Genomic DNA, 25,503 nt, shown 5'->3' with positions numbered 1-25,503 from the left:
GGCCCGTGGCGCGGTCCGCCTACGGCCGCAGGGCGCGCAGCAGCAGATCCGCGAGGTGGTCCGCGACCTGCTGCGGGCTGAGCGGGCCGTCCTCGCGGTACCAGGTGCCCAGGTGGTGCACGGAGCCGAAGTGGTAGTCCACGACCAGGTCGGCGGGGATGTCGGCGGCGAACACGCCGGTGCGCTGGCCCTCCTCGACCAGGGCCCGGAACCGCTCGTGGTAGCGGCGGCGTTCGGCGCGCACCTGCTTGTCCTTCTCCGGGCTGAGGTGGTGCATCGAGCGGAAGAAGATCTTGGTGTCGTCGAGGTTGTCGATGGTGGTGACGACCACGTCGGCGGCGGCGTCGCGCAGCCGCTTCTCCACTGGCGCGTCGGCGTCGGCGAAGTGGTCGAGCCGCTCCTGCTGGAGGCGCAGGACCCGGCCGTAGACCTCGTGGAGCAGGTCCTCCTTGGAGCCGAAGTAGTGGTAGAGGGCGCCCTTGGTGACGCCCGCCGCATCGACGATCTCCTGGACGGAGGTGCGGTCGTAGCCCTGCTCGGCGAAGAGCCTGGTGGCGGTGGCCAGCAGCCGCCGGGCCACCGGCTTCGTACCGCCGTTGCCGTTGCCGTCCTTCGTGCCGGCCATCGCCCTCACCTGTCCTTCGTGCTCGTCATGCGCGGTGGCGCAGCTCCCGTCGGAGGATCTTGCCACTGGTGGTCTTGGGAAGCTCGGCCAGGATCTCCACCGCACGGGGATATTTGTACGCCGCCAGCCGCTCCTTGCAGTACGCGGCCAGCTCGGCGGGCTCGGGGGCGGCGCCCGGGCGCAGGCTGACGTACGCCTTGACCGACTCGCCGCGGTAGGCGTCGGGCACCCCCACCACCGCCGCCTCGCGCACCGCCGGGTGGCTGTAGAGGACATCCTCGACCTCGCGCGGCCACACCTTGAAGCCGGAGGCGTTGATCATGTCCTTCTTGCGGTCGACGACGTACAGCCAGCCGCCGGCGTCCATGAAGCCGATGTCGCCGGTCCGCAGCTCACCGTCCGGGAGGGCCTCGGCGGTGGCGTCGGGGCGGCGCCAGTAGCCGGGGACCACCTGGGGGCCGCGGACGGTTATCTCGCCCTGTTCGCCGAACGGCAGGTCCCGGCCCTCCTCGTCGGTGATCCGCACGATGGTGTCGGGCCCCGGGACGCCCACGGCGAGCGTGCCGGAGACCTTGTCGACCGGGGCCTCCCGGCCCGGCGGGACGCTGGCGCAGGGGGCGGTGCACTCGGTCAGGCCGTAGCCGTTGTGCAGGTAGGGGCCGAAGTCGGCGCGGAACTTCTCGACGAGGGCGGGCGGCAGCGGGGCGCCGCCCGAGGACATGGTGCGGAAGGACGCGAAGTGGTCGCGGGTGACGTCCGGGTGGGCCATCAGCGCCATGTAGGCGGTGGAGGGGCCGACCGTGTAGGCGGGGCGGTGCTCCAGGAAGGCGTCCAGGACGACGCCGGCGTCGAAGCGGTAGGCGAGGGCGAGGGTGCCGGCGTTGGCGAGGCAGGCGGCCAGTTCGCAGACCATGCCGGTGATGTGGAAGAGCGGGGCGAGCGCGAAGTAGGTGGCGCCCTCGGGCAGTCCCAGGCCGGTGCGCTGGCGTTCGGCGTTGAAGGTGATGTTGCCGTGGGTGTTGGTGGCGCCCTTGGGGGTGCCGCTGGTGCCGGAGGTGTAGCTGATGAGCGCGAGGTCGTCGGCGGTGAGCTCCGGGTCGGTGGGCACCGCGCGGATCCTGCCCGCGCTGCGGGCGACGGTCAGCAGGTCGTCGGCGCCCTCCTGCGGCCCGAGCCGCTCACCGCGCAGCACCCGCCGGTCGTCGCGGGTCTGCAGATCCCGTTCCCAGGCGGTGAGCGCGATCCGTACGGACGGCGCCCCGGCGGCGGTGGCGCGCAGGAAGCCGTCCCAGGTGCGGTCGGCGCAGATGACGGCGGTGACCTCGGCGTCGTCCAGGATGTGCCGCATCTCGGCGGACTTGTACATGGGATTGACCGGCACCACCACGCCGCCGGCCTTCCACACCCCGAGCAGGGCGAGCACGAAGTGCGGGGTGTTCTGCAGCATGACCGCGGCCCGGTCGCCGCGCCGGAAGCCGCGCTCGGCGAGGTGGGCGGCGATGCCGTCGGAGAGCGCGTCGGTCTCGGCGTAGGACAGCCGGCCGTCGAAGTAGGCGAGCGCCGTGCGGTCGGGGACACGGCCCACCGCGGCCCGGAAGGCGTGCAGCGTCGAGGGGGGCGGCTGGACGGGGGCGCGCTGGGCGTCGGTGAGCTGTGCCAGCCACGGCATGTCCTGGTAGGAGGTCATCGGGGTGCGGCCCTTTCTTCCTGATCGCCTGATCATCCCTGCGGGGGAGACACCTGCGTGACGCGGGGTGGCGGGGGGCGCGGGGTGACGCGCCGGGCCCGGCCGGCCCGTCACCCCGCCCTGCCCGGGGCTCCTAGGAGCGGCCGCCCTCGGTCTCCTCCAACTTCCGCTGGAGGTGGTTCATCCCGCCGAGCCAGCGGTCGGGGTCCGCCGCCCGCGCGGTGTAGTAGCCGGCGACCTCGGGGTGCGGCAGGACGAGGAAGCGGCCCTCGGCCATCGCCGCGAAGAGGGCGTCGGCGACGTCCTCGGGTTCCACGGCCGTGGGCGTCAGCACCAGGTCCCCGGCGGCGCCGGTGGCGGCCAGCATGTCGGTGCGGACGCCCTGCGGGCAGATGGCGTGGACGTCGATGCCGCGGTGCCGGTAGGTGAGCGAGAGCCACTCGGCGAAGGCGTAGGCGCCGTGCTTGGTGACGCTGTACGGGGCGGCGGCGACCATGGTGAGCAGGCCCGCGGCGGACACCGTGGAGACGAAGCGCCCGCTGCCGCGCTCCAGCCACTCCGGCAGCAGCTCCCGCGCGGCCCTGACGTGCGCCATGACGTTGACGTCCCAGGCCAGCGTCCAGTCCTCCTCGGACGCCTCGGGCCCGCCGCCGGTGCCGACCCCGGCGTTCGCGCAGAAGATGTCGATGCCGCCGCCGAGCGCCTCGCGCGCGGCCGGGACGACGGCGGAGGCGTCACCGGCGACCGCGAGCGCGCCGATCTCCTCGGCGGTCTTCGCCGCCTTGGCCGCGTCCAGGTCGTTGACCACGACCCGGGCGCCCTCGGCGGCGAACCGGCGGGCCAGCGCGGCGCCGATGCCCCCGCCCGCCCCGGTGACGACAACGGCCTTGTCCCGTACGGCTTCCACGCTGGGTCTCCCTCGGTCGCGTCCATTCGGCCGACAGGCAGACTAACCAGTCGGTATGTCCCGGCGGAAGAGTCCCCGCCGTACCGGCCGGGTCCGTACCGGCCGGGTCCGTTCCGCCGCGGCCCCGCGGGCGTTAGCGTGCACATGGCACGTACCCGGTCGGTTTCTGATCACGGAGGTGTGCGGATGGCTCTGTCGAGACGCGTTCTGCTCGGACGGCTGGCGGCGACCGGAGCGGCCGGTGCCGCGCTGGCCTCGGGTACGGGACCCGCACGGGCGGCCGGGCCGGCGCCCGGCGGCGGGCGGCGGGTGCACACCGGCTTCGACCGGCTGGCCGCCGACGGCTACCGCCTCCTGGAAGGCCGCACGGCGGGCATCGTCACCAACCCCACCGGCGTCACCCGGGACCTGCGGCACATCGTGGACGTGATGCACGCCGACGACCGGGTGCGGCTGACCGCGGTCTTCGGCCCCGAGCACGGCTTCCGCGGCACCGCTCAGGCCGGCGGCTCCGAGGGCCGCTACGACGATCCGGCCACCGGGCTGCCGGTCTACGACACGTACAACAAGAGCGGCCGGGCGCTCGCGGACATCTTCGACGCCTCCGGTGTGGACACCGTCGTCTTCGACATCCAGGACGTCGGCGCGCGCTTCTACACCTACATCTGGACGCTGTACGACTGCATGGTGGCGGCGGCGCTGGCCGGCAAGCGCTTCCTGGTCCTCGACCGGCCGAATCCGGTCACCGGCCGGGCGGCAACCGGCCCGGTGCTCGACAAGGCGTACGCCTCCTTCGTCGGCCGGGAGCCGATCGCGCAGGCGCACGGGATGACGGTGGCGGAGCTGGCGCTGCTGTTCAACGGCGAGTTCGTGCCGCGGGCCGCCGGGCGCCCGGTGGAGCTGGAGACGGTGCGGATGACCGGCTGGCGGCGCACCGACTTCTTCGACGCCACCGGGCTGCCCTGGGTACCGCCGAGCCCGAACATGCCCACGCCCGACACCGCCCTGGTCTACTCCGGCACCTGCCTCTTCGAGGGCACCAACCTCTCCGAGGGGCGCGGCACCACCCGCCCCTTCGAGCTGCTGGGCGCGGACGGCGTCGACCGGCGGTGGGCCGCGGCCGCCACCGAACTGGGTTTGCCCGGCGTCCACTTCAGGGAGGCGTACTTCGCGCCGACCTTCTCCAAGTTCCAGGGCAAAACCATCGGCGGCGTCCAGCTCCACGTACACGACCGCGCGGCGTTCGACCCGGTCCGCACGGGCATCGGCCTCCTGGTGACCGCGAAGCGGGTCTGGAGCGGCTTCGCCTGGCGGCCGGACAACGGCATCGACCGGCTGACCGGTTCCTCGACGGTACGGACGATGATCGACGCGGGCGCGGGGACGGACGAGATCGCCGCCGCCTGGCGGGAGAGACTCGGCCGTTTCCGCGCGCTGCGGCGGCGGTATCTGCGCTACCCGTAAGGGTGTTGGGCCGGGCCTGTCCCCGTCTCAGGAACCGGGACAGGCCGTTTCGCCCCTTGACTGTCCTGGGCGCCGGGCCGGAAAGTGCGCTGGTGAGCAGTGACGCGACAGCAGCGCAGACATCGGCCGACGCCCCGCCGGACAGGGCGGAGGACGCCGCCGGCGGCGAGAGCCTGCGCCGGGTGGCGGTGGCCTCGTTCATCGGGACGGCCATCGAGTTCTACGACTTCTACATCTACGGGACGGCCGCCGCGCTCGTCCTCAACCAGGCGTACTTCCCGACGCTCGACCCGGTCAACGCCACCCTCGCGTCCTTCTCCACCTACGCGGTGGCGTTCGCCGCGCGGCCGCTGGGCTCGGTGCTCTTCGGCCACTTCGGCGACCGGGTGGGCCGCAAGTCCGTCCTGGTGGTCTCGCTGCTGCTGATGGGGCTCTCGACGGCGTGCGTCGGACTGCTCCCCGGCTACGGCAGCTGGGGTGTCTGGGCGCCGCTGCTGCTGATCGCGCTGCGCTTCCTGCAGGGCATCGGCCTGGGCGGCGAGTGGGGCGGGGCCGCGCTGCTCGCGGTCGAGCACGCGCCGCGCGCCCGCCGCGGGCTCTACGCGGCCTTCCCGCAACTCGGGCCGTCCGTGGGGTTCTTCGCGGCGACCGGGGTGTTCTGGCTGCTGTCGTCCGTGCTCGATGACGCCGCGTTCGGCTCGTGGGGCTGGCGGGTGCCGTTCCTGCTGTCGTTCCTGCTGGTCGGCGTGGGGCTGTTCGTACGGCTGAAGATCAGTGAGACGCCGGTGTTCGCGAAGGTGCTGGACGCCCGGGAGGCGAGCAAGGTCCCCGCCGTCGAGGTGCTGCGCCGTCATCCGCGCGAACTCCTGCTGGGCGCGGGCGGCATGATCGTCGCCTACGGCCTCTTCTACACCGCGACGACCTACTGCCTGTCCTACGCCACCGGCCCCCTCGGCGTCTCCCGCAACACCATGCTGGGGCTCTCCCTCGTCGCCTGCCTGTTCCTGGCCGCCGGCACCTGGCTCGCCGCCACCCGCTCCGACGCCGCCGGGCGGCGCCGGCTGATCCTCGCCGGTTGCGGCCTCGCCGCGGTGTGGGGCCTGGTCCTCTTCCCGCTGCTGGACACCGGGGCACCGGCGCTGATCGCCCTCGGCATCGGCGGCGCGCTGTTCTGCATGGGGGTGGTGTACGGCCCGATGGGCGCCTACCTGCCGGAGCTGTTCGGCGCGCGGGTGCGGTACTCGGGTGCCTCGCTCGCCTACAACCTGGGCGGCGTCCTCGGCGGCGCGGTGGCCCCGCTGGCCGCCACCCGGCTCCAGTCGGCGTACGGCTCGGCCTCGGTGGGCTGGTACGTCAGCGCGATGGCGGTCGTCTCGCTGCTGTGCGTGCTGGCGCTGCCGGAGACCCGGGAACGGGACCTGGACCACGGGGCCGCGCCCCGCTCATGAGCTGAGCCACCATCGCCCGCTCTCCCGGGACAGCGCGTCCCACAGGAGGTTGAGGGGGTGGCCGGGGCCGTAGGAGTCCCGCTCGCCCCGGCGGGTGAAGACGCCGACCAGCACCTCCGTCCGGGGGCCGACCTCGCCGACGATCTCCAGGGTGCGCAGCCCGCCGGCCTCCGGGAGGCGGCCGTCCGCGGCGGCCTCCCCGATGCCCCGGGTGACCAGCATCGCCCCGCTGACCACTCCCGACCGCAGCAGTTCGAAGCCGTAGTGCGCGGCCTCGATCTCGGCCGCCACGGACAGCTTGTGCCGGTAGTCGGAGCCGTACCAGGAGGTCAGGAAGCGGCCGATCAGGCCGCGGGCGGAGACGACCAGCGGCAGCCGGGGCAGCTCGCGGGCGTCGAACGAGGTGCCGGGGAGCCGCTCGGGCGGCAGGTTCGTCAGCAGCGAGAGCCCGCTGCGCCGCCACTCCATGACCTCGTACGGCGCCAGCAGTCCGGCCTCCTCGCCCTCGGTGACCACGACGCTGCCGCAGACCAGGTCGAGTTCCTTGGCGCGCAGCTTGGCGAAGAGGTCGCCGGTGCGGACGTGGGTGACCTTCAGGTCGACGTCGTCGCGCTCGTAGTCCTCGGTGACGCGCTCGACGGCGTCCAGCAGGAAGCCGAGGGTGTAGCGGGTGGTGCCGACCGAGACCGTCCGGCCGAGCCGGCGGCGGGCGTCGCGCACCCCCTCGGTCCACTCCCCCAGCGTGCGCCGGGCCAGTTCGACCAGCGCCTCGCCGGTCGCGGTGAACAGGGCGTCCCGCCCCCGGCCCTGCTTGAGGACCAGCTCCTCGCCGCACAGGGCGGCGAAGGTGCGGTTCATGGTGTCCAGCTGCTTCTGCACGCTGGACTGCTCGCGGCCCAGCTGCCGGGCCGCGCCCAGCGCGGTACCCGCCTCGTGGACCACGATCAGCGTGCGCAGCTGGTCCATGGTGGTATCCAGCAGCTCCGTCGGGTACTGCTGCGGACCTGACAAGGCCATGCCTCGCTTTCCCATCCCTGGAGTTCAGAACCCTGCAGCATATCCCCCTCGCAGATCGGGTCCCGAGGGCAGTCGGGCTTCCTGGCAAGGGAGTTCGGGCCTCCGCCACGGGACGGGGACGGCGGGGCACCCGGCGGGCACGCGAAGGCCCCGGGGCGCTGCCGCCCCGGGGCCCGGTCGTGCCGCGCTCCTTCTACCGGTGTGCCGGGAACTCCACGACCTGCTGGTAGGTCGGCCGGTTCTGCCAGCTGATGGTGTCGTGGGTCAGACCGCCCACCGCGCGGTGGATGATCGCGTCCGCGCACCACTGGTCGCCGGCCTTGCAGCTGTCGTCGCCGGGGTAGACCTGCTCGGCCGTCTTGCCGGCCGCCTGCCCGAGCGTGGCCAGCAGGGTGTCGCGGCAGGCGGACAGGTCACCGCCTCCGCAGTACGGCTCGGCGAGCGGTCCGGCCACCTTGTCGCCGAGCACCGAGCGCAGGTCCTTGTCGGCGTAGCTCCACCAGCCGTACTGGAACGCCGATCCGGCGTGCGCCCCGGTGGGGCCGTGGCCGGCCGACGGGGACTCGTCGATGCCGAGGTTGGCCCGCAGCGCGTCGTAGAGGTCCCCGCCGAGACCGGGCTGGAAGACCGCCTCGACCATCAGCGGCCACCAGGCGTCCATCAGGCGCACCGCGTCGGGATGGGTGTAGGTGTGCGAGCCGGCGGCGGTCTCCCGGCGCTGGGCGCCGTCCTTGCGCCATGCCTCCAGCTGCTGGACCGCGGTCTTCAGCTTGGGGTCGGTGACGGGCTTGCTGCCCAGGACCCGCAGGAGTTCGGGCAGCACGTCCTCGCCTCGCAGGTCGGTGACCGCGGCCTCGGACATGGCCCGGGTCAGCGACGCCCGGGTCACCCCGCCGGCCTCGGTCAGCGCGCGCACCCGGTCGTCCAGCAGGTTGCCGCGGTGCACCGACCCGTTGCCGAAGCCGGCCGAGTCGTAGTCCTTGGCCTGCTTGTTGTTCCAGGAGATGTAGTAGTCCTGGCCGATGGACTGGGGGTGCTGGGCGGGCGGGGTGTAGTCGGTGGTGTTGGTGTCCGGGTCGTAGCCCTTCCACTCGTAGGCGTCGTCCGCCTTGATGGGCAGCGCGGGGTCGACGTCGGGGCTGCGGACCGGGTTGAGGCCGCTGTTGTAGTACGCGATGTCGCGGGAGTCGGCGTAGAACCAGTTGAAGGCGTAGCCGATGTGCTCGGCGGCCTTCTGGAACGTCTTGGCGTCGCGGACGTAGGACGGGTCGTTGAACATCTGGAAGCCGATGATCGAGTCGGCCTCGTGACGGTAGGTGGAGCGCTGCGCGGTGTAGGCGACGGGCTTGCCGTCGACGGTGGCGCGGTGGGTGACGGTCCCGTACTTCGTCCGGAAGACCTGCATCCGGTAGGAGCCGGCCGCCGTCGGGTCGGCGGCGGTGGGCTTCCAGGAGTTGGTGCGCTCCAGCTTCTCCATGGGGACGCAGGCGCCGCGGTAGCGGTAGGAGGTGGACTCCTTGGAGGGCGCGGAGCCGTCCGCGTTGCACAGCTCGACGGCGTAGGTGTCGGTGATGTCCTGGCCGGCGGAGGTGGCGCTCCAGGAGTAGTCCTGGCCGCGGCCGAGCTGGACGTACATCCCGACGCCGGCGAAGGAGGCGCCGCGGGCGCTGATGCCGGGCCCCTGGATCTCCTGGAGCATCAGGAGCTGGGGCGCGAAGTAGCCGGTCTGCGGGCCGAAGACGGCGACGGGGTGGCCGCTGGCGGTGTGCTTGCCGGAGACCAGCAGGGCGTTGGACATCCCGCGGTGCTGGGTGGGGTCGAAGCTGCCCTTGGGCAGCACCCCGTCCTTGAAGAGGCCCTCCAGCTTCTTGTACTTCTTCGGCGCCTTGACCGGGTCGCGGGGCGGTGTCCCGCTCTTGACGGTGGCCGCGCCGGTGCGGTCGAAGACCAGCGGTTCGGGGGTGACCGAGCCGCGGTCGGGCAGCGCGGTGCCCTTCGCCTTGGCGGGCTTGACCGCGTACGGGAAGCTGCTGCCGTCGTGCAGGGTCTTGGCGGCCTCGGGATCGTTGCGCTCCCGGAAGGACTCCCAGACCTCGGTGCCCTTCTCGACGCCGTACTTCTGCTGGGCGGAGAGCAGCGCGAGGGCCGAGGGGACCTCGCCGCCCCCGCCGTTGCCGAAGAGCCCGCCGACGACGGAGGCGAGCGCTATCAGGTCGGTGAGCTTGAAGGGCTGGATCTCCCCGGCGTTGGTGATCGCGTCGACATGGCCGGTGAGGACGTACTCGCCGGGGAAGTAGCGGCCGTTCTTGGACTGTTCGCGATAGGCGTTGATGCCGTCGACGTACGCCTGGGCGTCCTGCATGGCCAGCTTGCCGCGCTCGCCGTTGGAGTCGCGGATGTTGTCGACCTGGGCCTGGAGGTCGGCCTCGGTGTACGGCGCCTGCGGCCAGAACTGCTGCTCCAGGCCCTGGTTGGCGAGCGCGCCGCCGGCGAAGGAGGTCAGTTCGCCGCGGCCGATGTGGCGGAAGAGGTCCATCAGCCAGAGCCGGTCCTGGCCCGCGGCGAAGCCGGCGCCGAACTCGGTGCCGTAGCGGGTGGTGCCCTTGATGTGCGGCACCCCGGTCTTCTTGTCCCGGGTGATGGTCACGTCGCTGCGGGGCGTGGTGACCTTGCCGACCTGGTCCTGGGGGACGCCGAAGGAGGCGTCGTTGAAGAATGTGGTGAGGGTGTCGTCGGTCAGCGACTGGTAGCCGCTCGCCAGCGCGCCGTACGGGCCGAGCTGGTCGGTGGAGTGCTCGGGGTGGGTGCCGAACAGCTTGTTGCCGAGGATCTCCACCAAGGTGGCGTTGCCGGTGGCGCCGGGCGGCAGGATGTCGCCGCACTGGCCCTGGCAGTAGTCGTCGTTCGGTGCGGCGGTCGCGGCCGCGGCGGGGGGCGGTGCCAAGAGCGTGGCACCCAAGGCGAACAGGGCCGCCGCGGCGGCGGTCCTGAGCCTTCCGGTACGTCGTCGCATTCCTGCTCCTCGGTGGGGGTCCCCCCTGCTCGTCACGAGCGCGGGGAAGGCTGGGCGGGACGTTACCGGCGGTTATCCCCGGCCGGAAGATGAACAACAGTCAACTTTCCCTCTCCCGGGGAAGATTCTGTGGACGCGGTCATGACACCCCGGACATCGACCCCGAAAAACCGCACGGAAATTCGAGGGATCCGTTCGGCGATCGGCTACGTCCCATCCCCGTCCAGTCGGATCCTCCCCACGGAGGTGGGATGAATGGCCGGTTTCAGAGCCCTCGCAGAACAGGTCCGCAATCCACGACTCGTCGCGACCCAGCGGCGCACCGCCCTGCGCAAGTGCCTTGAACGCTTCGCCCCTTACGGGCACCGGGCGACCTGGCACCACCTGTGCACCCGGGCCGGTATCGCCACCCAGGACCGCGACCCCGATCCGGAGCGGCTGGTGGCCGCGCTCGCCGAACTCGAAGAGGCCCGCACCCTCTGGCTCGCGTACGAGGAGGAGTTCGCCGCCCGGCGCCGCAAGGAGAAGCACGACGGCATCCGGCAGCCCGGCGCGATCGATGAATGGCACCGGCGTACCTGGGGCGGCTGCGACATCGTGCCGTGCGAGTCGCCGCAACGGCACCCCGCGGCCCGCCTCGCGGTGGTCCTGCGCCGCATGATCGTGGCGATGGAGACGGGGCGGCCGCGCCGTGACTGCCCGGTGTGCGGCGGCACCCGCTTCACCTGGCTCCCGGAGTCGGTGGACGCCCCGGCGCCCGGCCCGGCCTGCGAGCGGTGCGGGGTGCTGGCCCCGGTGTCGGTGCTGACGCACGAGGCGCTGAGCGCGGCGGGCCGGCTGCACGGGGCGGGGGCGTTCGCGGCGGCCTGACCGGCTCCGGGCGTCGGCCGAGCACCGCCCGCACCCCGGGGCGTCATGGACCGGGCGCACCGCCGGCCCCTGCTGTCATCATCGGGGGATGCTGCAGGTATGCCTCAACGGCCCCCGGACGGCGGCCGATTCCACGGCGGTGCCGATGTCACCGGCCGCCCTCGCCGATGCCGCGCGGCAGGCGGTGGCGGCCGGTGCCGACGACGTCCATGTCCACCCCAAGACCCCGTGCGGCCGCGACTCGCTCGCGCCGAGCGTGGTGGCCGCCGCCCTGGAGGCGATCCGGGCGGCGGTGGACGTCCCGGTCGGGGTGACGACCGGCGCCTGGGCCGAGCCGGACCCCGTGCGCCGGGCGGAGCGCATCGGGTCGTGGACGGTGCTGCCCGACCACGCCTCGGTGAACTGGCACGAGCCGGGCGCCGAGGCCGTCGCCGCGGCCCTGCTGGCGCGCGGCATCGGCGTCGAGGCCGGCCTCTGGTCGGGCACGGACGGCGTGGAGGCGTACGCCCGCTCCCCGCTCGCGCCGCGGGTGCTGCGGGTGCTGGCCGAGGTGACCGACACCGCCGCCGGGTCCGCGCGGGCCACCGCCCGCGCCCTGCTGACCGCCGTCGCCGGCGCCGCGCCCGGCCGGCCGGTGCTCCTCCACGGCCAGGACGGCGGAGTCTGGCCGGTGCTGCGGCTGGCCGGCGAGCTGGGCCTGGCCACCCGGATCGGCATCGAGGACACCCTCCTGCTGCCCGACGGCCGCCCTGCCGTCTCCAACGCCCAACTGATCTTCGCCGCAACGGCTTTGACGCGCGGTCTTCCGGGAGGGTGAGGCACGGGGTACGTTCCGCCGCATGCGCGCGCTCGCCCGATCCCGCACCGTCGCCCCGCCGGGATGGAGCCGATGGCTCGTCCCGCCCGCCGCCCTGTCCATCCACCTCGCCATCGGACAGGCGTACGCCTGGAGCGTGTTCAAACCGCCCCTGGAGTCCGCCCTGCACCTGTCCGGCACGGCCTCGGCGCTGCCCTTCCAGGTCGCCATCGTGATGCTGGGCCTGTCCGCGGCGTTCGGCGGCACCCTCGTCGAACGCCGCGGCCCCCGCTGGGCGATGTGCGTCTCGACGGCCTGCTTCGCCGCCGGGTTCCTGGTCGCCGCCCTCGGCGCGGCCACCGGCCTCTTCTGGGTGGTCGTCCTCGGCTACGGCTTCCTGGGCGGCATCGGCCTGGGCATCGGCTACATCTCCCCGGTCTCCACCCTCATCAAGTGGTTCCCCGACCGCCCCGGGATGGCCACCGGCATCGCCATCATGGGCTTCGGCGGGGGCGCGCTGATCGCCTCCCCCTGGTCCACAGGGCTCCTGGGCTCCCTCGGGTCGGACACCTCCGGCATCGCACGGACCTTCCTGGTCATGGGCCTGGTCTACGCGGTCTTCATGACCCTCGGGGTGCTGCTGGTGCGGGTACCCGCCGACGACTGGCGGCCGCCCGCCGAGGCGCCCGCGGGTGCCTGTGCCGCCCGCCCGCTCGTCACCACCGCCCAGGTCTCGGCCCGCAGCGCGCTGCGCACCCCGCAGTTCTGGTGCCTGTGGGTCGTGCTGTGCATGAACGTCACGGCGGGCATCGGCATCCTGGAGAAGGCCGCCCCGATGCTCGCCGACTTCTTCGCGCACACCGCGGCGCCGGTGAGCGCCCCGGCGGCCGCCGGATTCGTCGGCATGCTCTCGCTGGCCAACATGCTCGGCCGGATCGGCTGGTCCGCCGCCTCCGACCTGGTCGGCCGCAAGAACGTCTACCGGCTCTACCTCGGCGCCGGCGCCCTGATGTACCTGCTGATCGCGCTGGCCGGCGACGCCTCCAAGCCGCTGTTCATCGCCTGCGCCATGGTGATCCTCTCCTTCTACGGCGGCGGCTTCGCCACCGTCCCCGCCTACCTGAAGGACCTGTTCGGCAGCTACCAGGTCGGCGCGATCCACGGCCGGCTGCTGACGGCCTGGTCCACCGCCGGGGTCCTCGGCCCGCTGATCGTCAACGCCGTCGCCGACGCCGGGAAGTCCGCGGGCCGCAGCGGCCCCGACCTCTACACCACCTCGCTGTTCATCATGATCGGCCTGCTGGCGGTGGGCTTCGCCGCCAACGAGCTGATCCGCCCCGTCCACCCCCGGCACCACCAACCACCCGCGCCTGAAGGGCAGTTGGGGAAGGAGCCGACCGCCCCGAAGGGAGTCGGCCAGTGACCGCCCGCCGCGCCGTCCTGTTCGTCCTCGTCTGGCTCTGGGTGGGCATCCCGTTCATATACGGCCTTTACGAGCTGACCCTCAAACTGAAACAACTGTTCACGGGCTGACCCCCGCGCCGGCATCGCGCCCGGCCGGCGGCGGCCCTCCTGCCGGTCCGGCACCAGGGCCGGGCGGCAGTCCGAGGAGAGGGTGGACGTCCATGGCCGACCTGCACGATCTGACCGCGCTCGAACAGGCCGAAAAAATACGGTCCGGTGAGCTCTCCCCCGTGGATCTCACCGAGCACTATCTGACGCGGATCGAGCGGCTCGACGACGCACTCGGCGCGTTCCTCACCCGCACCCCGGAGATAGCCCGCAAACAGGCCACGGACGCCGAGAGCGAGGCCACCGCCGCCCGCCGCGAGGGCCGCACGCTCCCCCCGCTGCACGGCGTCCCCGTCCCCGTGAAGGACCTCAACCAGGTCGCCGGGGTGCGCTGCACGATGGGCTCGCGGGCGCTGGCCGAGCACGTCCCGACCGTCGACGACCATGTCGTGCGGAAGCTGCGGGACGGCGGCACGATCCTGCTCGGCAAGACCAACACCCCCGAATTCGGGCTGCCCTGCTACACCGAGAACGGCCTGGCGCCCCCCGCCCGCACCCCGTGGGACCCGGCGCGCTCGGCGGGCGGCTCCAGCGGCGGGGCGGCCGCCGCGGTGGCCGGCGGCCTGGCACCGCTCGCGCACGCCAGCGACGGCGGCGGCTCGATCCGCATCCCGGCCTCCGTCTGCGGGCTGTTCGGCATCAAGCCCAGCCGCGGCCGGATCAGCCCCGGCCCGCTGCTGCACGACATCTCCGGCCTGGCCACCTCCGGCCCGCTGGCCCGTACGGTCGCCGACGCCGCCACCCTCCTGGACGTCATGGCCGGCCCGATGCCCGGTGACCCGTTCGCGGCGCCGCCGCTGCCGCCCGGGGAGACCTTCGCCGGCCACGCCCGCCGCGACCCCGGACGGCTGCGGATCGCCTGCCTCACCGAGGCGCCCGTCCCCGGGGTCGAGGTCCACCCCGACTGCCGCACCGCCGCCACCGACACCGCCGCGCTGCTGACCGGGCTCGGCCACGACGTGGAGGAGCTGTCCCTGCCGGCCGACCAGGGCATCCTGACCGCCTTCACCCGCGTCTGGTCGGTGCTGGCCACCAACCGCCCGCTGCCACCGGAGCACGAGGAGCTGCTGATGCCGCTCACCCGCCATCTGCGGGCCCGGGGCGCCGAGGTCTCCGGCACGGACTTCGCCCGCGCGATGTACGCCTTCCGGCTCCTCGCCCAGTCCGTCGCGGACGGCCTGATGCCGCCGGGCACCGGCTACGACGTGCTGCTCTCGCCGACGCTGGCCGCGCCCCCGGTCCCGGTCGGCCACCTGCGCGACGACGACGACCCCCAGGCCGAGTTCGCCGCCATCGGGGCGTTCACGCCGTTCACCGCGCTCTACAACGCCACCGGCCAGCCCGCGGTGAGCGTCCCGCTGCAGTGGAACGCCGAGGGCCTGCCGATCGGCGTGATGCTGGCCGGGCGCTACGGCGACGAGGCCACCCTGATCGCACTGTCGGCGCAGCTGGAGCAGGCCCGGCCGTGGGCGGGCCGCACCCCGTCCATGTGGTGACACGGGCCGGAGTCCGTGTGCCCGCCCCGCCCGGGGCGGGCACACCCGCGCTCACGCCTGGGGGGTGTCGTCCGGGCAGCACCCCTGCGCGTGCCGCCCGCCCTGCCGGGCCCCCACGGGCCGCTGCTCGCCGCCGGCCCGCCGCTGCGCCCCCTCCGGGTCCCGGGCGCCGTGGTCGACCCGCAGCCGCCGGGCGCCCGGCCCCTGCGCGCCGAGGTTGTCGTACGGGTTGGACAGCGCGCAGGTCTGCAGCGAGAGACAGCCGCAGCCGATGCAGTCCGTCAACCGGTCGCGCAGCTCGACGAGTTGACTGATCCGCTCGTCCAGTTCGGCGCGCCAGACCTCGGAGAGCCTGGCCCAGTCCTCGCGGTTGGGCGTGCGCGCGTCGGGCAGCTCCGCCAGCGCGTCCCGGATCACCGCGAGCGGGATGCCCACCCGCTGCGCCGCCCGTACGAACGCGACCCGGCGCAGCGCGTCCCGGGTGTAGCGGCGCTGGTTGCCCGCCGTCCGGGTGCTGCTGATCAGCCCCTTGGACTCGTAGAAGTGCAGCGCGGAGACCGCGGCGCCGCTGCGCGCGGAGAGCTGGCCGACGGTGAGTTCATGAACCTTGTACGGAAGCTGGGGCACGGTCCCACCCTAGGTCGTGCCCGCCCGGCGGGCCCCGGACGGGCGCTTCCGGGGCGTTGACAGCGGGTACCCGCACCGAACATGCTGAGCAAGCGCTTAGTAAGCGTCGGCCGGTGCGCGGCAGCGGCGGACGGACCCCGAGGAGGCGGACGAGGATGGCACAGCCCCGAGTGTTCGGATCGCTCGACGAGCTGCGGAACGCGGTCGGCGAGGAGCTGGGCACCAGCGACTGGCTGGAGATCGACCAGAAGCGGATCGACCTGTTCGCGGAGGCCACCGGCGATCACCAGTGGATCCATGTGGACCAGGAGAAGGCCGCGGCCGGCCCCTTCGGCACCACCATCGCGCACGGCTATCTGACGCTGTCGCTGCTGCCCGCGCTCGTACCGCAGCTGATGCGGGTCGACAACGTGAAGATGGGCATCAACTACGGCACCAACAAGGTCCGCTTCCCGGCCACCGTCCCGGTCGGCTCGCGGCTGCGGGCCACCGCCCGGATCGCCGAGGTCACCGAGGTGACCGGCGGCGTCCAGCTCGCCACCGTCGTGACGGTCGAGCGCGAGGGCGGCGACAAGCCGGTGTGCGTCGCGGAGACGGTCAGCCGCTTCTACCTGTAGCGGGGCGACGACCGGGCCGCGGCCCCGGACACCCGGGGTCCCGGCCCACCTCCCCCCGGGGGCCGGCCTACGCGTCGCGGGAGCCGGCCCCGTCCGCCGGGGCGCCCACCATGCGCAGCACGAGATCGGCGTAGAGGGTGCCGACCTCGTCCGGCGTGCGGGGGCCCTGGGCCGTGAACCAGCGGGCGACGTCCACACACAGCGAGAGCACCGCGAGCGTGGTGCCCGGCACGTCGTCGGCCCGGAACTCCCCGCTGTCCGCGCCGTCCTGGATGATCTGCCGCAGCAGCCGGTCCGTCCGGCGGCGCAGGTCGGCGATCTCGGCGTAGTGCTCGGGGCCGAGTGCCTGGAGCTCGTACTGGATGACCCGGGCGGTGGTGTGGTGCTCGGCGTGCCAGCGGGCGAAGGTGCGCACGGCGTCGCGGAGGCGCTCGGTGGCGCTGCCCCCGGCCCCGGCGGCTGCGCCCATGATGCGCAGCGCCTTTTCGTGGCCGATGCCGCTGATGCGGTAGAGCAGCTCTTCCTTGGTCTTGTAGTGGATGTAGAGGGCGGCCGGGCTCATCCCGGCGCGGCCCGCGATGTCCCGGGTGGTGGTGGCGTGGTAGCCGCGCTCGGCGAAGGCCTCGACGGCCGCCCCGACCAGGCGCCGTGCGGCGTCCGGGGTCACCCCGGCCCACTCCTGGTTCTCCTCTTCGGCCCGCTCCGCCGCCGCACCCATCGCGTACCCCGCTCCTCGATCCGCCAGGGACCCTCCACTGACGGATCGAACACCATATCGCGCCGCTGAGCAAGCGCTTAGGCCCGGCGGGCGGGCGGCCGGATGCCCGGGGACGGGCCGGTCAGAAGGCGGAGACCCCGGTCAGCGCGCGGCCGATGACCAGCTTCTGTATCTGGCTGGTGCCCTCGTACAGGGTCATCACCCGGGCGTCCCGCAGCAGTTTGCCGACCGGGTACTCGTCGATGTAACCGTAGCCGCCGAAGACCTGGAGGGCGTTGTTGGCGGCGCGCACCGCGGCCTCGGAGGCGAACAGCTTGGCCTTCGAGGCGGCGGTGTCGAACGGCTCGCCGCGGTCGATCAGATCCGCCACCCGCCAGGTCAGCAGGCGCGCGGCGTCCACGTCCACGGCGATGTCGCTGATCAGCTCCTGCACCAGCTGGTGGCGGGCGAGCGGCTTGCCGAACTGCTCGCGCTCGCCCGCGTAGCCGAGCGCGGCGTCCAGGGCCGCCCGGGCGATGCCCACGCAGCCGGCGGCCACCGACATCCGGCCCTTGGCCAGCGCGGACATCGCGACCGAGAACCCCTTGCCCTCGGGCCCCAGCATGGCGGCGGCCGGGACCCGTACGCCGTCCAGGACCAGTTCCGCGGTGGCCTGGCCGCGCAGCCCCAGCTTGCCGTGGATCTCGCGGCGCGCCAGGCCGGGACTGTCCGCCGGGACGAGGAAGGCGCTGATGCCCCGGTGCCCGGGTGCGTCGCCGGTGCGGGCGAAGAGCAGCACGACATCGGCCCAGGTGCCGTTGGTGATGAACATCTTGGTGCCGTCGATGACGTACGAGTCCCCGTCCCGGACCGCCCGGGTGGCGAGGTGGGCCGCGTCGGAGCCGGTGCCCGGTTCGGTGAGGCCGAAGCAGCCGACCGCCTCGCCGGAGGTGAGCCGCGGCAGCCAGGTCCGCTTCTGCTCCTCGTCGCCCCAGGCGGCGATGGTCTTGGCGACCAGCCCCAGGGACACCGAGACGATGCCGCGCACCGAGGAGTCGGCCCGGCCCAGCTCCTCGGTGACCAGGACGTAGGAGAGGTGGTCGCCGCCGGAGCCGCCGTACTCCTCGGGGACGGTGAGCCCGAGGAAGCCGAGGCCGCCGAGTTTCTTCACGATGCCGCGGTCGACCTGTTCGGCGCGGTCCCAGGCGGTGGCGTACGGGGCGATCTCGCGGGCGGCGAAGTCCTCGGCGAGCCGCCGGACCGCGGTCTGCTCCGCGCTGAGCTCCAGGTTCATCTCGGGCCCCTTGTGGACGAGAGCAGTTAATTAGCACTGCTAGTTTTTGGTGGGCGGCCTCTACTATGTGCGTCATGGCCCGACCCCGCAAGCCCCTCCTGAGCCGCGAGCGCATCGTCTCCACGGCGCTGGCGCTCATCGACTCCGCAGGGCTGCCGGCGCTCTCCACCCGTCGCCTGGCGGCGGAGCTGGGCGTGAGCGGGCCGTCCCTCTACAACCACTTCACGACCAAGGACGAGATCCTCGACGCGGTGGCCGACACGGTCATCGCCCAGGTCGACGTGTCGGGCTTCGAGGCGGGCGCGGACTGGCGCGCCGGGCTCCTCGACTGGGCCCGCTCCTACCGCGCGGCGCTCGCCGCGCACCCGCAGATCGTGCCGTTCCTCGCCCAGGGCCCCGGCCGCCGCCCGGCCGGCCTGAAGATGGCCGACGCGGCGTTCGGCGGGATGGTCCGGGCGGGCTGGCCGCCCGCCCAGGCCACCAGGGTCTGCGCCATGGTCCGGTACTTCGTGGCCGGATCGGCGCTGGGCTCGTTCGCCCGCGGCTTCGTGGACGACCCGAGCGCCTACGACCCCGCCGACTACCCGCACCTGGGCCAGGCCCACCTCCTGGCGGAGCATCAGCGCCAGGTGGACGAGGGCGCTTTCGAGACCGGCCTGCGGGCGCTGGTGGACGGTCTGGCGCTGCAGCACCCGGAACTCCTGCCGCCGGACGGCGGCTGACCGCACCGCGCGGGGCCCCGGCGCACGGCCGCGTCGCGGGCCCCGGCCGTCGAGGTCGCTACAGGCCGGCCCCGCCGGTGACGTCGATCCTGGTGCCGGTGATCCAGCGCGCGTCGTCGGAGGCCAGGAAGGCGACCGCGTCGGCGATGTCCGGGACCCGGCCGATCCGGCCGAGGGCGGTCAGGCCGATGGTGCGCTCCAGGTGCGCCGGGTCGGCCAGCACCTCCGCGGTCATGTCGGTGCGGGTGAATCCGACGGCGACGGAATTCACCGTGATGTCGCGGGGGCCGAGGTGCTTGGCCAGGGTGTGGCTGAAGACTTCGAGCGCGCCCTTGGTGAGCGGATAGCCGATGCCGTGGGCGGAGGCGAGACGGGTGGAGACGGACGAGATGTTGATGATCCGGCCCCCGTCGCGCAGTCGCGGCAGCAGCCGCTGGGTGAGGAAGAACGGCGCCTTGATGTTGACCGCGACCATCCGGTCGAACTCCTCGGGGGTGAGCACCTCGATCGGCCGCCCCATGAGGTTGAGCCCCGCGTTGTGCACCAGGATGTCGAGCGCCGCTTCCCCGTGCGCGCGCAGGCCCGCCTCCAGTCCGGCCGTGAGCGTGTCCACGTCGCCGGGCACGCCCAGTTCGGCGCCCACGGTGAACGCCCGGCCGCCGGCCCCGGCGATGGCCGCGGCGGTCTCCTCGGCCGCCGCCTCGTTGCTGCCGTAGTGCACGGCGACCAGCGCGCCGTCCCGGCCCAGCCGTTCGGCGATGCCCCGCCCGATGCCCCGGCTGCCGCCGGTGACGAGTGCGGCCTTTCCCCTGAGGTGTCCCATGCGCACTCCCCTGCTCGTGTGCCGCGGAGCCTCCCTCCACCTCAACGAGGTTAGTCACACCTAAGTTTGATGTTCCTTCAGGCATCGGGTTCGCGCCACTCGCGAAGGCGGCCGCCCCTCAGAACACCACCAGCGCCCGCCCTCCCCGGCCCGCCAGCATGGCGTCGAAGGCGGACGGGATGGCGTCGAGGGTGATGCGCTCGGTGACCAGGGCGGACAGGTCGAGGGCGCCGGAGCGGACGTGCCGGGCGATGACGGGGAGGTCGCGGGCGGGGTCACTGTTGCCGTAGACGCAGCCGGAGAGGGTGCGGCCGAAGTAGAAGAGCTCCAGGGCGGAGAAGGCGACCTGCTGATCCTGGCCGCCGATGCCGACGACCGTGGTGCGGCCGCCGCGCCGGGTCGACGACCAGGCGGTCCGGATGGTGTCGGCGCGGCCCACGCACTCCACGGCGACATCGGCCCCCACCCCGCCGGTGAGCTTGCGGATGCGCTTGGCGGTGTCGTCGCCCGCCACCAGGAACTCGGTGGCGCCGGCGGCGCGGGCGAGTTCCTCCTTCGCCGGGGAGACGTCCACGGCCACGATCGGGCCCGCGCCGGCGATCCGTGCGGCCTGCAGCGTGGCCAGACCCACCCCGCCGACGCCGAAGACCACGACCGACTCCCCGGCGCGCACCCGGGCACTGTGGTGCACGGCGCCCCAGCCGGTGAGCACCGCGCAGCCGAGCAGCGCCGCGTCGGCGAGCGGCACCCCGTCCGGCAGCGGCAGCGCGGCCCGCGCGGGCACCACGGTCTCCTCGGCGAACGCGGCGGTGCCGAGGCCGGGGTAGAGGTCGGTGGCGTCGGCGGCGAGGGTGGCGTACGGAGCGTCCGCGGCGTGGCCGGCGCGGGCGCACAGCCAGGGCTCGGCCAGACCGCAGAAGTGGCAGTCGCCGCAGGACGGCGCCCAGTTGAGGACGACCTGGTCGCCGGGGGCCACCGTGGTCACGTCGGGGCCGACCGCGGTGACGGTGCCCGCGCCCTCGTGCCCGAGGACGGCCGGGGCCGGCTGGCGCAGGGTGCCGTTGGACAGGGACAGGTCGGAGTGGCAGACGCCGGCGGCGGCGAGCCGGATCCGGACCTGGCCGGGGCCGGGCGCGGGCAGGTCGATCTCGGCGACCCGCAGCGGGGCGTTGACGGCGGACAGTACGGCGGCGCGGACCACGGAGGACTCCTCGGTGCGGAGGGCGGGGCGGGGCCGGCAGGGCCGGCGGGGAGGGGCGGGCGCCGCGGCGGGGTGCGGCCTCGGCCGTCCCCCGCCGCGCGGCCGGGTCAGAACTGCAGCGACTTGGTCTGCAGGTATTCGCTCAGCCCGTGCGGGCCCAGCTCGCGGCCGATGCCGGACTGTTTGTAACCGCCGAACGGGGCGAGGGGGTTGAACCGGCCGCCGTTGATGTCGACCTGACCGGTGTCCAGCCGGCGGGCGAAGGCCACCGCCTCCGCGTCGTCGCCCGCCCAGACCGCGCCGGCCAGCCCGTAGACGGTGTCGTTGGCGATCCGGGCGGCGTCGTCCTCGTCCTCGTACTTCAGGATCGACAGGACCGGGCCGAAGATCTCCTCCTGGGCGACGGTCATCTCCGGGGTGACGTCGGCGAAGACGGTCGGCGCGACGTAGTAGCCGGGACCGGCGGGCGCCTGCGGTCCGCCCGCCACGACCCGTGCGCCCTCGGCGACGCCCCGCTCGATGTAACCGCGCACCCGGTCCCGCTGCTCGGCGCTGACCAGCGGGCCGATCCTCTCGCCCGGGACGTACTTGGCCGCCGCCGCGGTCGCCAGCTCGACGGCCTCGTCGTACCGGTCCTGGTGGACCAGCATCCGGGTCCAGGCGCTGCAGGTCTGGCCGGAGTTGGCCATGACGTTGGCGACGCCGACGGCGACCGCCTTGGGCAGGTCGGCGCCGGGCAGGATGACATTGGCGGACTTGCCGCCCAGCTCCAGCGCCACCCGCTTGACCGCGGCGCCCGCGAGGGCGCCGATCCGCTTGCCGACGGCCGTCGAGCCGGTGAAGGAGACCAGGTCGACGCCCTCGTGCTCGGCGAGCGCCTGGCCTGCGACCGGACCGAGTCCGGTGACGAGGTTGAAGACCCCGGCCGGTATCCCGGCGGCATCGACGCACTCGGCGAAGAGCTGGGCGACCAGCGGGGTGTTCTCGGCGGGTTTGAGCACGACCGTGCAGCCGACCGCGAGCGCCGGGGCGACCTTGGCGACGATCTGGTGCAGCGGGTAGTTCCAGGGCGTGATCGCGCCCACCACCCCGACCGGTTCGTGCAGCACGGTCGAGTTGCCGATCTTCTCCTCGAAGGCGTGGCTGCCGGCCAGTTCGGCGTACGAGGCGCAGACCGCGAGCGGCACCCCGGCGTGCACGTTCGTGCTGAAGGCGAGCGGCGAGCCGAGTTCGGCGGTGACGGTCTCGGCGATCTCCTCGGTGCGCGCGGCGAGTTGGTCGCGCAGGGCGGCCAGCCGGGCCGCGCGCTCCCGGGGCGCCGTGGCGGCCCAGCCCGGCAGCGCGGCGCGGGCGGCACGGACCGCGGCGTCCACGTCCCGCGCCGAGCCGGCCGGGACGGTGGCGATGACCTGCTCGTCGGCCGGGTTGACGACCTCGATCGTGCCGCCGCCCTCCGCGGGCCGCCAGCTTCCGTCGATGTACATCGCGTCGTGCTGCTTCACGTCGTGGTCCTCCCGGGCCGACTGCTGGTCGCCCTCCAAACTAGCGCCGGTAGTTTTGCGGGCGCCAGGGCACCGCCGCGCCCCAGGGGGTGACGGTCGCCACGAGCCTAGGCCCCGACGCAACCGCCCGCCTTGGCGGATGGCCCACAGGTTTCCGGGGTCACGTGGGGGAATCCCGCCTTGCCGAGGCGCGCGGACGCCGTACACCGCGGGCCGGCGCGGACGGCTCGGCGGGCGCCCGCCCCGTACGGGCGGCCAGCGCGGCGGACGCCAGCAGCAGCGCCCCGAGCAGGACGAAGGGCGCGGCGGTGCCGGCGAGTCCGGCCAGCAGTCCGGCGCCGGCGGGGGCGGCGACCCGGCCGAGCCGGTTGCCGGTCAGGCGGAGCGCCGGCGCGGTGCTGCGGGCCCGGTCGGGGGCGGCACGGACGACCGTCGTCATCGGCAGCGGCTGACCATCAGCGCGGTGCGGCCCAGCCACCGGATCATCGGGGTCATCACCAGCGGCGGCCGAGCGGGACGGCGACCAGCAGCGGCAGCAGCGCGTAGACCGCGGTGATCACGCCGATGGCACGCTCTTCCCCAAGCTCTCAACTACGTTCGAGCAGGGGAGACCCCAACCCCCGGTGCGAGGGCCCGGCAGGAGACGGCCGGCCTGGCCATGCTCACCGCTCCCTGGGCGAAGGAGAAGGTGACGACCAGGCGCAGCAGCCATCCCCTGCCGGGCCCCGCGCTGCCGGTATCGGTACCGGTCATCTAGAGGATGCCGAAGAGCAGACCGGCGCCCAGGACCACCAGGGAGGTCAGCGCGGCCCACTTGACGGTGAACTTGGTGTGGTCGCCGAACTCGACCTTGGCCATGCCGACGAGGACGTAGACGGCGGGGACCAGCGGGCTGGACATGTGCAGGGCCTGTCCGACGAGGGAGGCACGGGCGATCTCGATGGGGGCCACGCCGTGGGCGGCGCCGGCCTCGGCGAGGATCGGGACGATGCCGAAGTAGAACCCGTCGTTGGACATGAAGTAGGTCAGCGGGATGCTGAGCACGCCGGTGACGAGGCCCATGTGCGGGCCGAGTGCGTCGGGGATGCCGCTGACCAGCCAGCGCGCCATGTGCTCGACCATGCCGGTGCCGGTGAGCACGCCGGTGAAGACGGCGGCGGCGAAGACCATCCCGGAGACGTTGAGCACGTTCTCGGCGTGGGCGGCGACGCGGGCCTTCTGGTCCTTCATGTGCGGGAAGTTGACAGTCAGGGCGAGGGCCGCGCCGAGGAGGAAGAGGACCGGGATCGGCAGGGCCTGCACGATCAGCAGGGTGAGCAGCGCGACGGTGAGCGCGGCGTTGAACCAGTAGAGCTTGGGGCGCAGGGTGGCGCGCCGCGGGTCCAGGACCTGGAGACCGTCGTCGTCGGCCGGGTCGCCGGAGCCGCCGTCCGCATCGGCGTCCTCGTCGGCGTCGGTGCCGGTGCCCGCGCCACCGGTGCCGCGCCGGGGACCGGCGGCGGTGCCCCCCGTGCCGCCGGCGCCCGCGCCCACCAGGACCTGCTCGGTCTCCTTCTCGTCGGCGGCCTCGGTCACCAGCCGGGTGTCGCCGAGCGTCAGGAGGCCGAGCCGCTTGCGCTCGCGGCGGCCGAGGACGTAGGCGAGGGCGAACACCGCGACCAGGCCGACGGCCAGGGCGGGGATCATCGGGACGAAGATGTCCCCGGCGTCGAGCTTGAGCGCGGTGGCGGCGCGGGCCGTCGGGCCGCCCCAGGGGAGGGTGTTCATCACGCCGTTGGCGGTGGCGGCGACACCGGTCATGACCACGAGGCTCATCTTCAGCCGCTTGTAGAGCGGGTAGAGCGCCGAGACGGTGATCATGAAGGTGGTGGAACCGTCGCCGTCGAGCGAGACGATCGCGGCGAGCAGGGCCGTGCCGAGCACCACCCGCACCGGGTCGGCCTTGCAGAACTTCAGGATGCCGCGGACGACCGGGTCGAAGAGACCGACGTCGATCATCACCCCGAAGTAGATGATGGCGAACATCAGCATCGCGGCCGTGGGGGCCAGGTCGCCGATGCCCTTGAGGACGTAGTCGCCCAGGTGCGCGCCCTGTCCGACCAGGACACAGAACAGCGCGGGGATGAGCACCAGCGCGGCCATCGGTGACATCTTCTTCATCATGATCAGCGCCAGGAAGGCGGCGATCATGACGAATCCGAGGATTGTCAGCATTGGAGGTACCTCACGTTCGCCCTTGAACCTCTGCCGGGGGGTGGCAGTTCAGGCGACGTTAGGTCCCGCAAACTTTTGTTAACAAGGTCTTGACGCGCGAGCAATACGAGCAAAACCCCAGGTCAATACGGATCTCCCCGGACGGGCACGCGCACAACCGGCACCCCGCGCCCGGCCGGCGGCCCCCTCATCCATCACCCCTCACCCCTCCCCCGCCCCGTCCAGATAGCGCGCCAGATAGGCCCGCAGCAGTTCCTTGGTCTCCGTGACGATGGCGGGATCGCCGGCCGGGTCGCTGCGGAAGGCGAGCTGGAGCAGCGCGTCGGCCGTCTCGACGCCCACCAGGAAGGCGGTGCGCAGCCGCTCGTCGGCCGCGTCCAGGCCGAGCGGGCCGGCGAGGAGGGCGCGCAGCCGGTCGGCCACCTCGTAGTTGGCCTGCCGTGCGGCGCGCGGGGCCGGGACGGTGAACTCCACCAGGGCGAAGCCCGGCACCGTCCGCTTCATCGCGAGGTACTCGTCGACCACCACGTCCATCGCCCGGCGCCACGGGAGCGGCCGGTCCGCCGGACCGGCCAGCCGGGCGGTGATGCGGTCCGCGTAGGCGTCGAGGTTGCGCCGGGCGAGGGCCTCGGCCATGGCGCGCTTGTTGGGGAAGAAGCGGTAGACGGAGCCGATCGGGACGCCGGCACGGCCGGCCACGGCCCGGGTGCTCAGCTCGTCGTACCCGGTCTCCTCCAGGACTTCGGCGCAGGCGTCCAGGATTCTGGCCAGGCGCTGGGCGCTGCGCCGCTGGACGGGCGCGCGGCGCAGGGAGGCGGGCGGTGTCGCGGGGCGCGGGTTCGGCTGCTGCACCCGTCCATCCTGCCCGCCCCCGCGGACGGGCGGAGCCCGCCCTCGCACGATCCGGCCGA

At 73.4% G+C, this 25,503-nt stretch carries 22 protein-coding genes and 1 pseudogene; 9 read left to right on the top strand and 14 right to left on the bottom strand.

What is annotated here, in order from left to right; genetic code table 11:
• Positions 1-19: 19 nt before the first annotated feature.
• The 3 genes from K7396_RS28685 to K7396_RS28675 all read right to left on the bottom strand — a co-directional run bounded on the left by K7396_RS28685 (position 20) and on the right by K7396_RS28675 (position 3,219).
• A complete protein-coding gene (locus K7396_RS28685; RefSeq protein ID WP_086718295.1) occupies positions 20-625 on the bottom strand; it encodes a TetR/AcrR family transcriptional regulator in 606 nt (201 codons plus the stop codon).
• A gap of 25 nt (positions 626-650) precedes the next feature.
• Entirely contained in the window at positions 651-2,312 is a 1,662-nt protein-coding gene (locus tag K7396_RS28680) for an AMP-binding protein (protein ID WP_086718294.1), read from the bottom strand.
• 133 nt (positions 2,313-2,445) lie between these two features.
• Positions 2,446-3,219, bottom strand: coding sequence for an SDR family oxidoreductase (locus K7396_RS28675; RefSeq protein ID WP_086718293.1), 774 nt, complete (start codon positions 3,217-3,219; stop codon positions 2,446-2,448).
• 186 nt (positions 3,220-3,405) lie between these two features.
• Here K7396_RS28675 and K7396_RS28670 point away from each other — a divergent pair, with 186 nt between their 5' ends.
• On the top strand, positions 3,406-4,683 hold the full coding sequence (locus K7396_RS28670; protein WP_086718292.1) for an exo-beta-N-acetylmuramidase NamZ family protein: 1,278 nt from the start codon (positions 3,406-3,408) through the stop codon (positions 4,681-4,683).
• Positions 4,684-4,775: 92 nt separating this feature from the next.
• Positions 4,776-6,131, top strand: coding sequence for an MFS transporter (locus K7396_RS28665; RefSeq protein ID WP_223660227.1), 1,356 nt, complete (start codon positions 4,776-4,778; stop codon positions 6,129-6,131).
• Here K7396_RS28665 and K7396_RS28660 read toward each other — a convergent pair.
• Together K7396_RS28660 and K7396_RS28655 are read right to left on the bottom strand one after the other, a co-directional pair.
• A complete protein-coding gene (locus K7396_RS28660) occupies positions 6,126-7,148 on the bottom strand; it encodes a LysR family transcriptional regulator (protein ID WP_086718291.1) in 1,023 nt (340 codons plus the stop codon). The two genes, K7396_RS28665 and K7396_RS28660, sit on opposite strands and share 6 nt — an antisense overlap.
• A gap of 193 nt (positions 7,149-7,341) precedes the next feature.
• Entirely contained in the window at positions 7,342-10,161 is a 2,820-nt protein-coding gene (locus K7396_RS28655; protein ID WP_086718290.1) for a penicillin acylase family protein, read from the bottom strand.
• Positions 10,162-10,416: 255 nt separating this feature from the next.
• Here K7396_RS28655 and K7396_RS28650 point away from each other — a divergent pair, with 255 nt between their 5' ends.
• The 5 genes from K7396_RS28650 (at position 10,417) to K7396_RS28635 (ending at position 14,895) form a co-directional block, all read left to right on the top strand.
• Positions 10,417-11,031: a hypothetical protein gene (locus K7396_RS28650; RefSeq protein WP_152105041.1), complete on the top strand. Its 615-nt coding sequence runs from the start codon at positions 10,417-10,419 to the stop codon at positions 11,029-11,031.
• Positions 11,032-11,119: 88 nt separating this feature from the next.
• The gene (locus tag K7396_RS28645; protein ID WP_086720983.1) at positions 11,120-11,848 is read left to right on the top strand and encodes a 3-keto-5-aminohexanoate cleavage protein; all 729 of its coding nucleotides are present in this window, start codon (positions 11,120-11,122) and stop codon (positions 11,846-11,848) included.
• Positions 11,849-11,870: 22 nt separating this feature from the next.
• Positions 11,871-13,250: an OFA family MFS transporter gene (locus K7396_RS28640; protein WP_086720984.1), complete on the top strand. Its 1,380-nt coding sequence runs from the start codon at positions 11,871-11,873 to the stop codon at positions 13,248-13,250.
• Positions 13,247-13,360 (top strand): MFS transporter small subunit, encoded by a 114-nt coding sequence (locus K7396_RS36110; RefSeq protein ID WP_425275745.1) that lies wholly within the window; start codon positions 13,247-13,249, stop codon positions 13,358-13,360. The genes K7396_RS28640 and K7396_RS36110 overlap by 4 nt, the downstream gene beginning before the upstream one ends.
• A gap of 92 nt (positions 13,361-13,452) precedes the next feature.
• Entirely contained in the window at positions 13,453-14,895 is a 1,443-nt protein-coding gene (locus K7396_RS28635) for an amidase (RefSeq protein ID WP_086720985.1), read from the top strand.
• A gap of 51 nt (positions 14,896-14,946) precedes the next feature.
• On the opposite strand, the gene soxR is transcribed toward K7396_RS28635, so the two are convergent.
• Positions 14,947-15,522 (bottom strand): redox-sensitive transcriptional activator SoxR, encoded by a 576-nt coding sequence (soxR, locus tag K7396_RS28630; protein ID WP_223660226.1) that lies wholly within the window; start codon positions 15,520-15,522, stop codon positions 14,947-14,949.
• 155 nt (positions 15,523-15,677) lie between these two features.
• On the opposite strand from soxR, the gene K7396_RS28625 reads away from it, so the two are divergent.
• Complete coding sequence (locus tag K7396_RS28625) at positions 15,678-16,139, top strand: MaoC family dehydratase (protein ID WP_086720986.1); 462 nt, start codon at positions 15,678-15,680, stop codon at positions 16,137-16,139.
• Positions 16,140-16,206: 67 nt separating this feature from the next.
• Here K7396_RS28625 and K7396_RS28620 read toward each other — a convergent pair whose 3' ends face one another.
• Both K7396_RS28620 and K7396_RS28615 read right to left on the bottom strand, forming a co-directional pair.
• Complete coding sequence (locus K7396_RS28620; protein ID WP_086720987.1) at positions 16,207-16,857, bottom strand: TetR/AcrR family transcriptional regulator; 651 nt, start codon at positions 16,855-16,857, stop codon at positions 16,207-16,209.
• 121 nt (positions 16,858-16,978) lie between these two features.
• Complete coding sequence (locus K7396_RS28615; protein ID WP_086720988.1) at positions 16,979-18,130, bottom strand: acyl-CoA dehydrogenase family protein; 1,152 nt, start codon at positions 18,128-18,130, stop codon at positions 16,979-16,981.
• Positions 18,131-18,204: 74 nt separating this feature from the next.
• On the opposite strand from K7396_RS28615, the gene K7396_RS28610 reads away from it, so the two are divergent.
• The gene (locus K7396_RS28610; protein ID WP_086720989.1) at positions 18,205-18,852 is read left to right on the top strand and encodes a TetR/AcrR family transcriptional regulator; all 648 of its coding nucleotides are present in this window, start codon (positions 18,205-18,207) and stop codon (positions 18,850-18,852) included.
• Between the two features lie 58 nt (positions 18,853-18,910).
• Here the strand turns inward: K7396_RS28610 and K7396_RS28605 are convergent, their stop codons facing one another.
• The 6 genes and pseudogenes from K7396_RS28605 to K7396_RS28580 form a co-directional block, all read right to left on the bottom strand.
• On the bottom strand, positions 18,911-19,675 hold the full coding sequence (locus tag K7396_RS28605) for an SDR family oxidoreductase (protein WP_086720990.1): 765 nt from the start codon (positions 19,673-19,675) through the stop codon (positions 18,911-18,913).
• A 118-nt stretch (positions 19,676-19,793) separates the two neighbouring features.
• Positions 19,794-20,876, bottom strand: coding sequence for a Zn-dependent alcohol dehydrogenase (locus tag K7396_RS28600; protein WP_086720991.1), 1,083 nt, complete (start codon positions 20,874-20,876; stop codon positions 19,794-19,796).
• Between the two features lie 107 nt (positions 20,877-20,983).
• Entirely contained in the window at positions 20,984-22,378 is a 1,395-nt protein-coding gene (locus tag K7396_RS28595; RefSeq protein ID WP_152105040.1) for an aldehyde dehydrogenase family protein, read from the bottom strand.
• A gap of 160 nt (positions 22,379-22,538) precedes the next feature.
• Positions 22,539-22,832, bottom strand: a pseudogene (locus K7396_RS28590) (MFS transporter); the annotation flags it as partial.
• Positions 22,833-23,131: 299 nt separating this feature from the next.
• Entirely contained in the window at positions 23,132-24,592 is a 1,461-nt protein-coding gene (locus K7396_RS28585; protein WP_086718302.1) for a CitMHS family transporter, read from the bottom strand.
• Positions 24,593-24,793: 201 nt separating this feature from the next.
• A complete protein-coding gene (locus tag K7396_RS28580; RefSeq protein ID WP_086718301.1) occupies positions 24,794-25,444 on the bottom strand; it encodes a TetR/AcrR family transcriptional regulator in 651 nt (216 codons plus the stop codon).
• Positions 25,445-25,503: the final 59 nt, after the last annotated feature.

The organism is Streptomyces angustmyceticus, assembly GCF_019933235.1.
Taxonomy (GTDB): Bacteria; Actinomycetota; Actinomycetes; order Streptomycetales; family Streptomycetaceae; genus Streptomyces; species Streptomyces angustmyceticus.
This window is presented reverse-complemented; position numbering and strand designations above follow the sequence as displayed.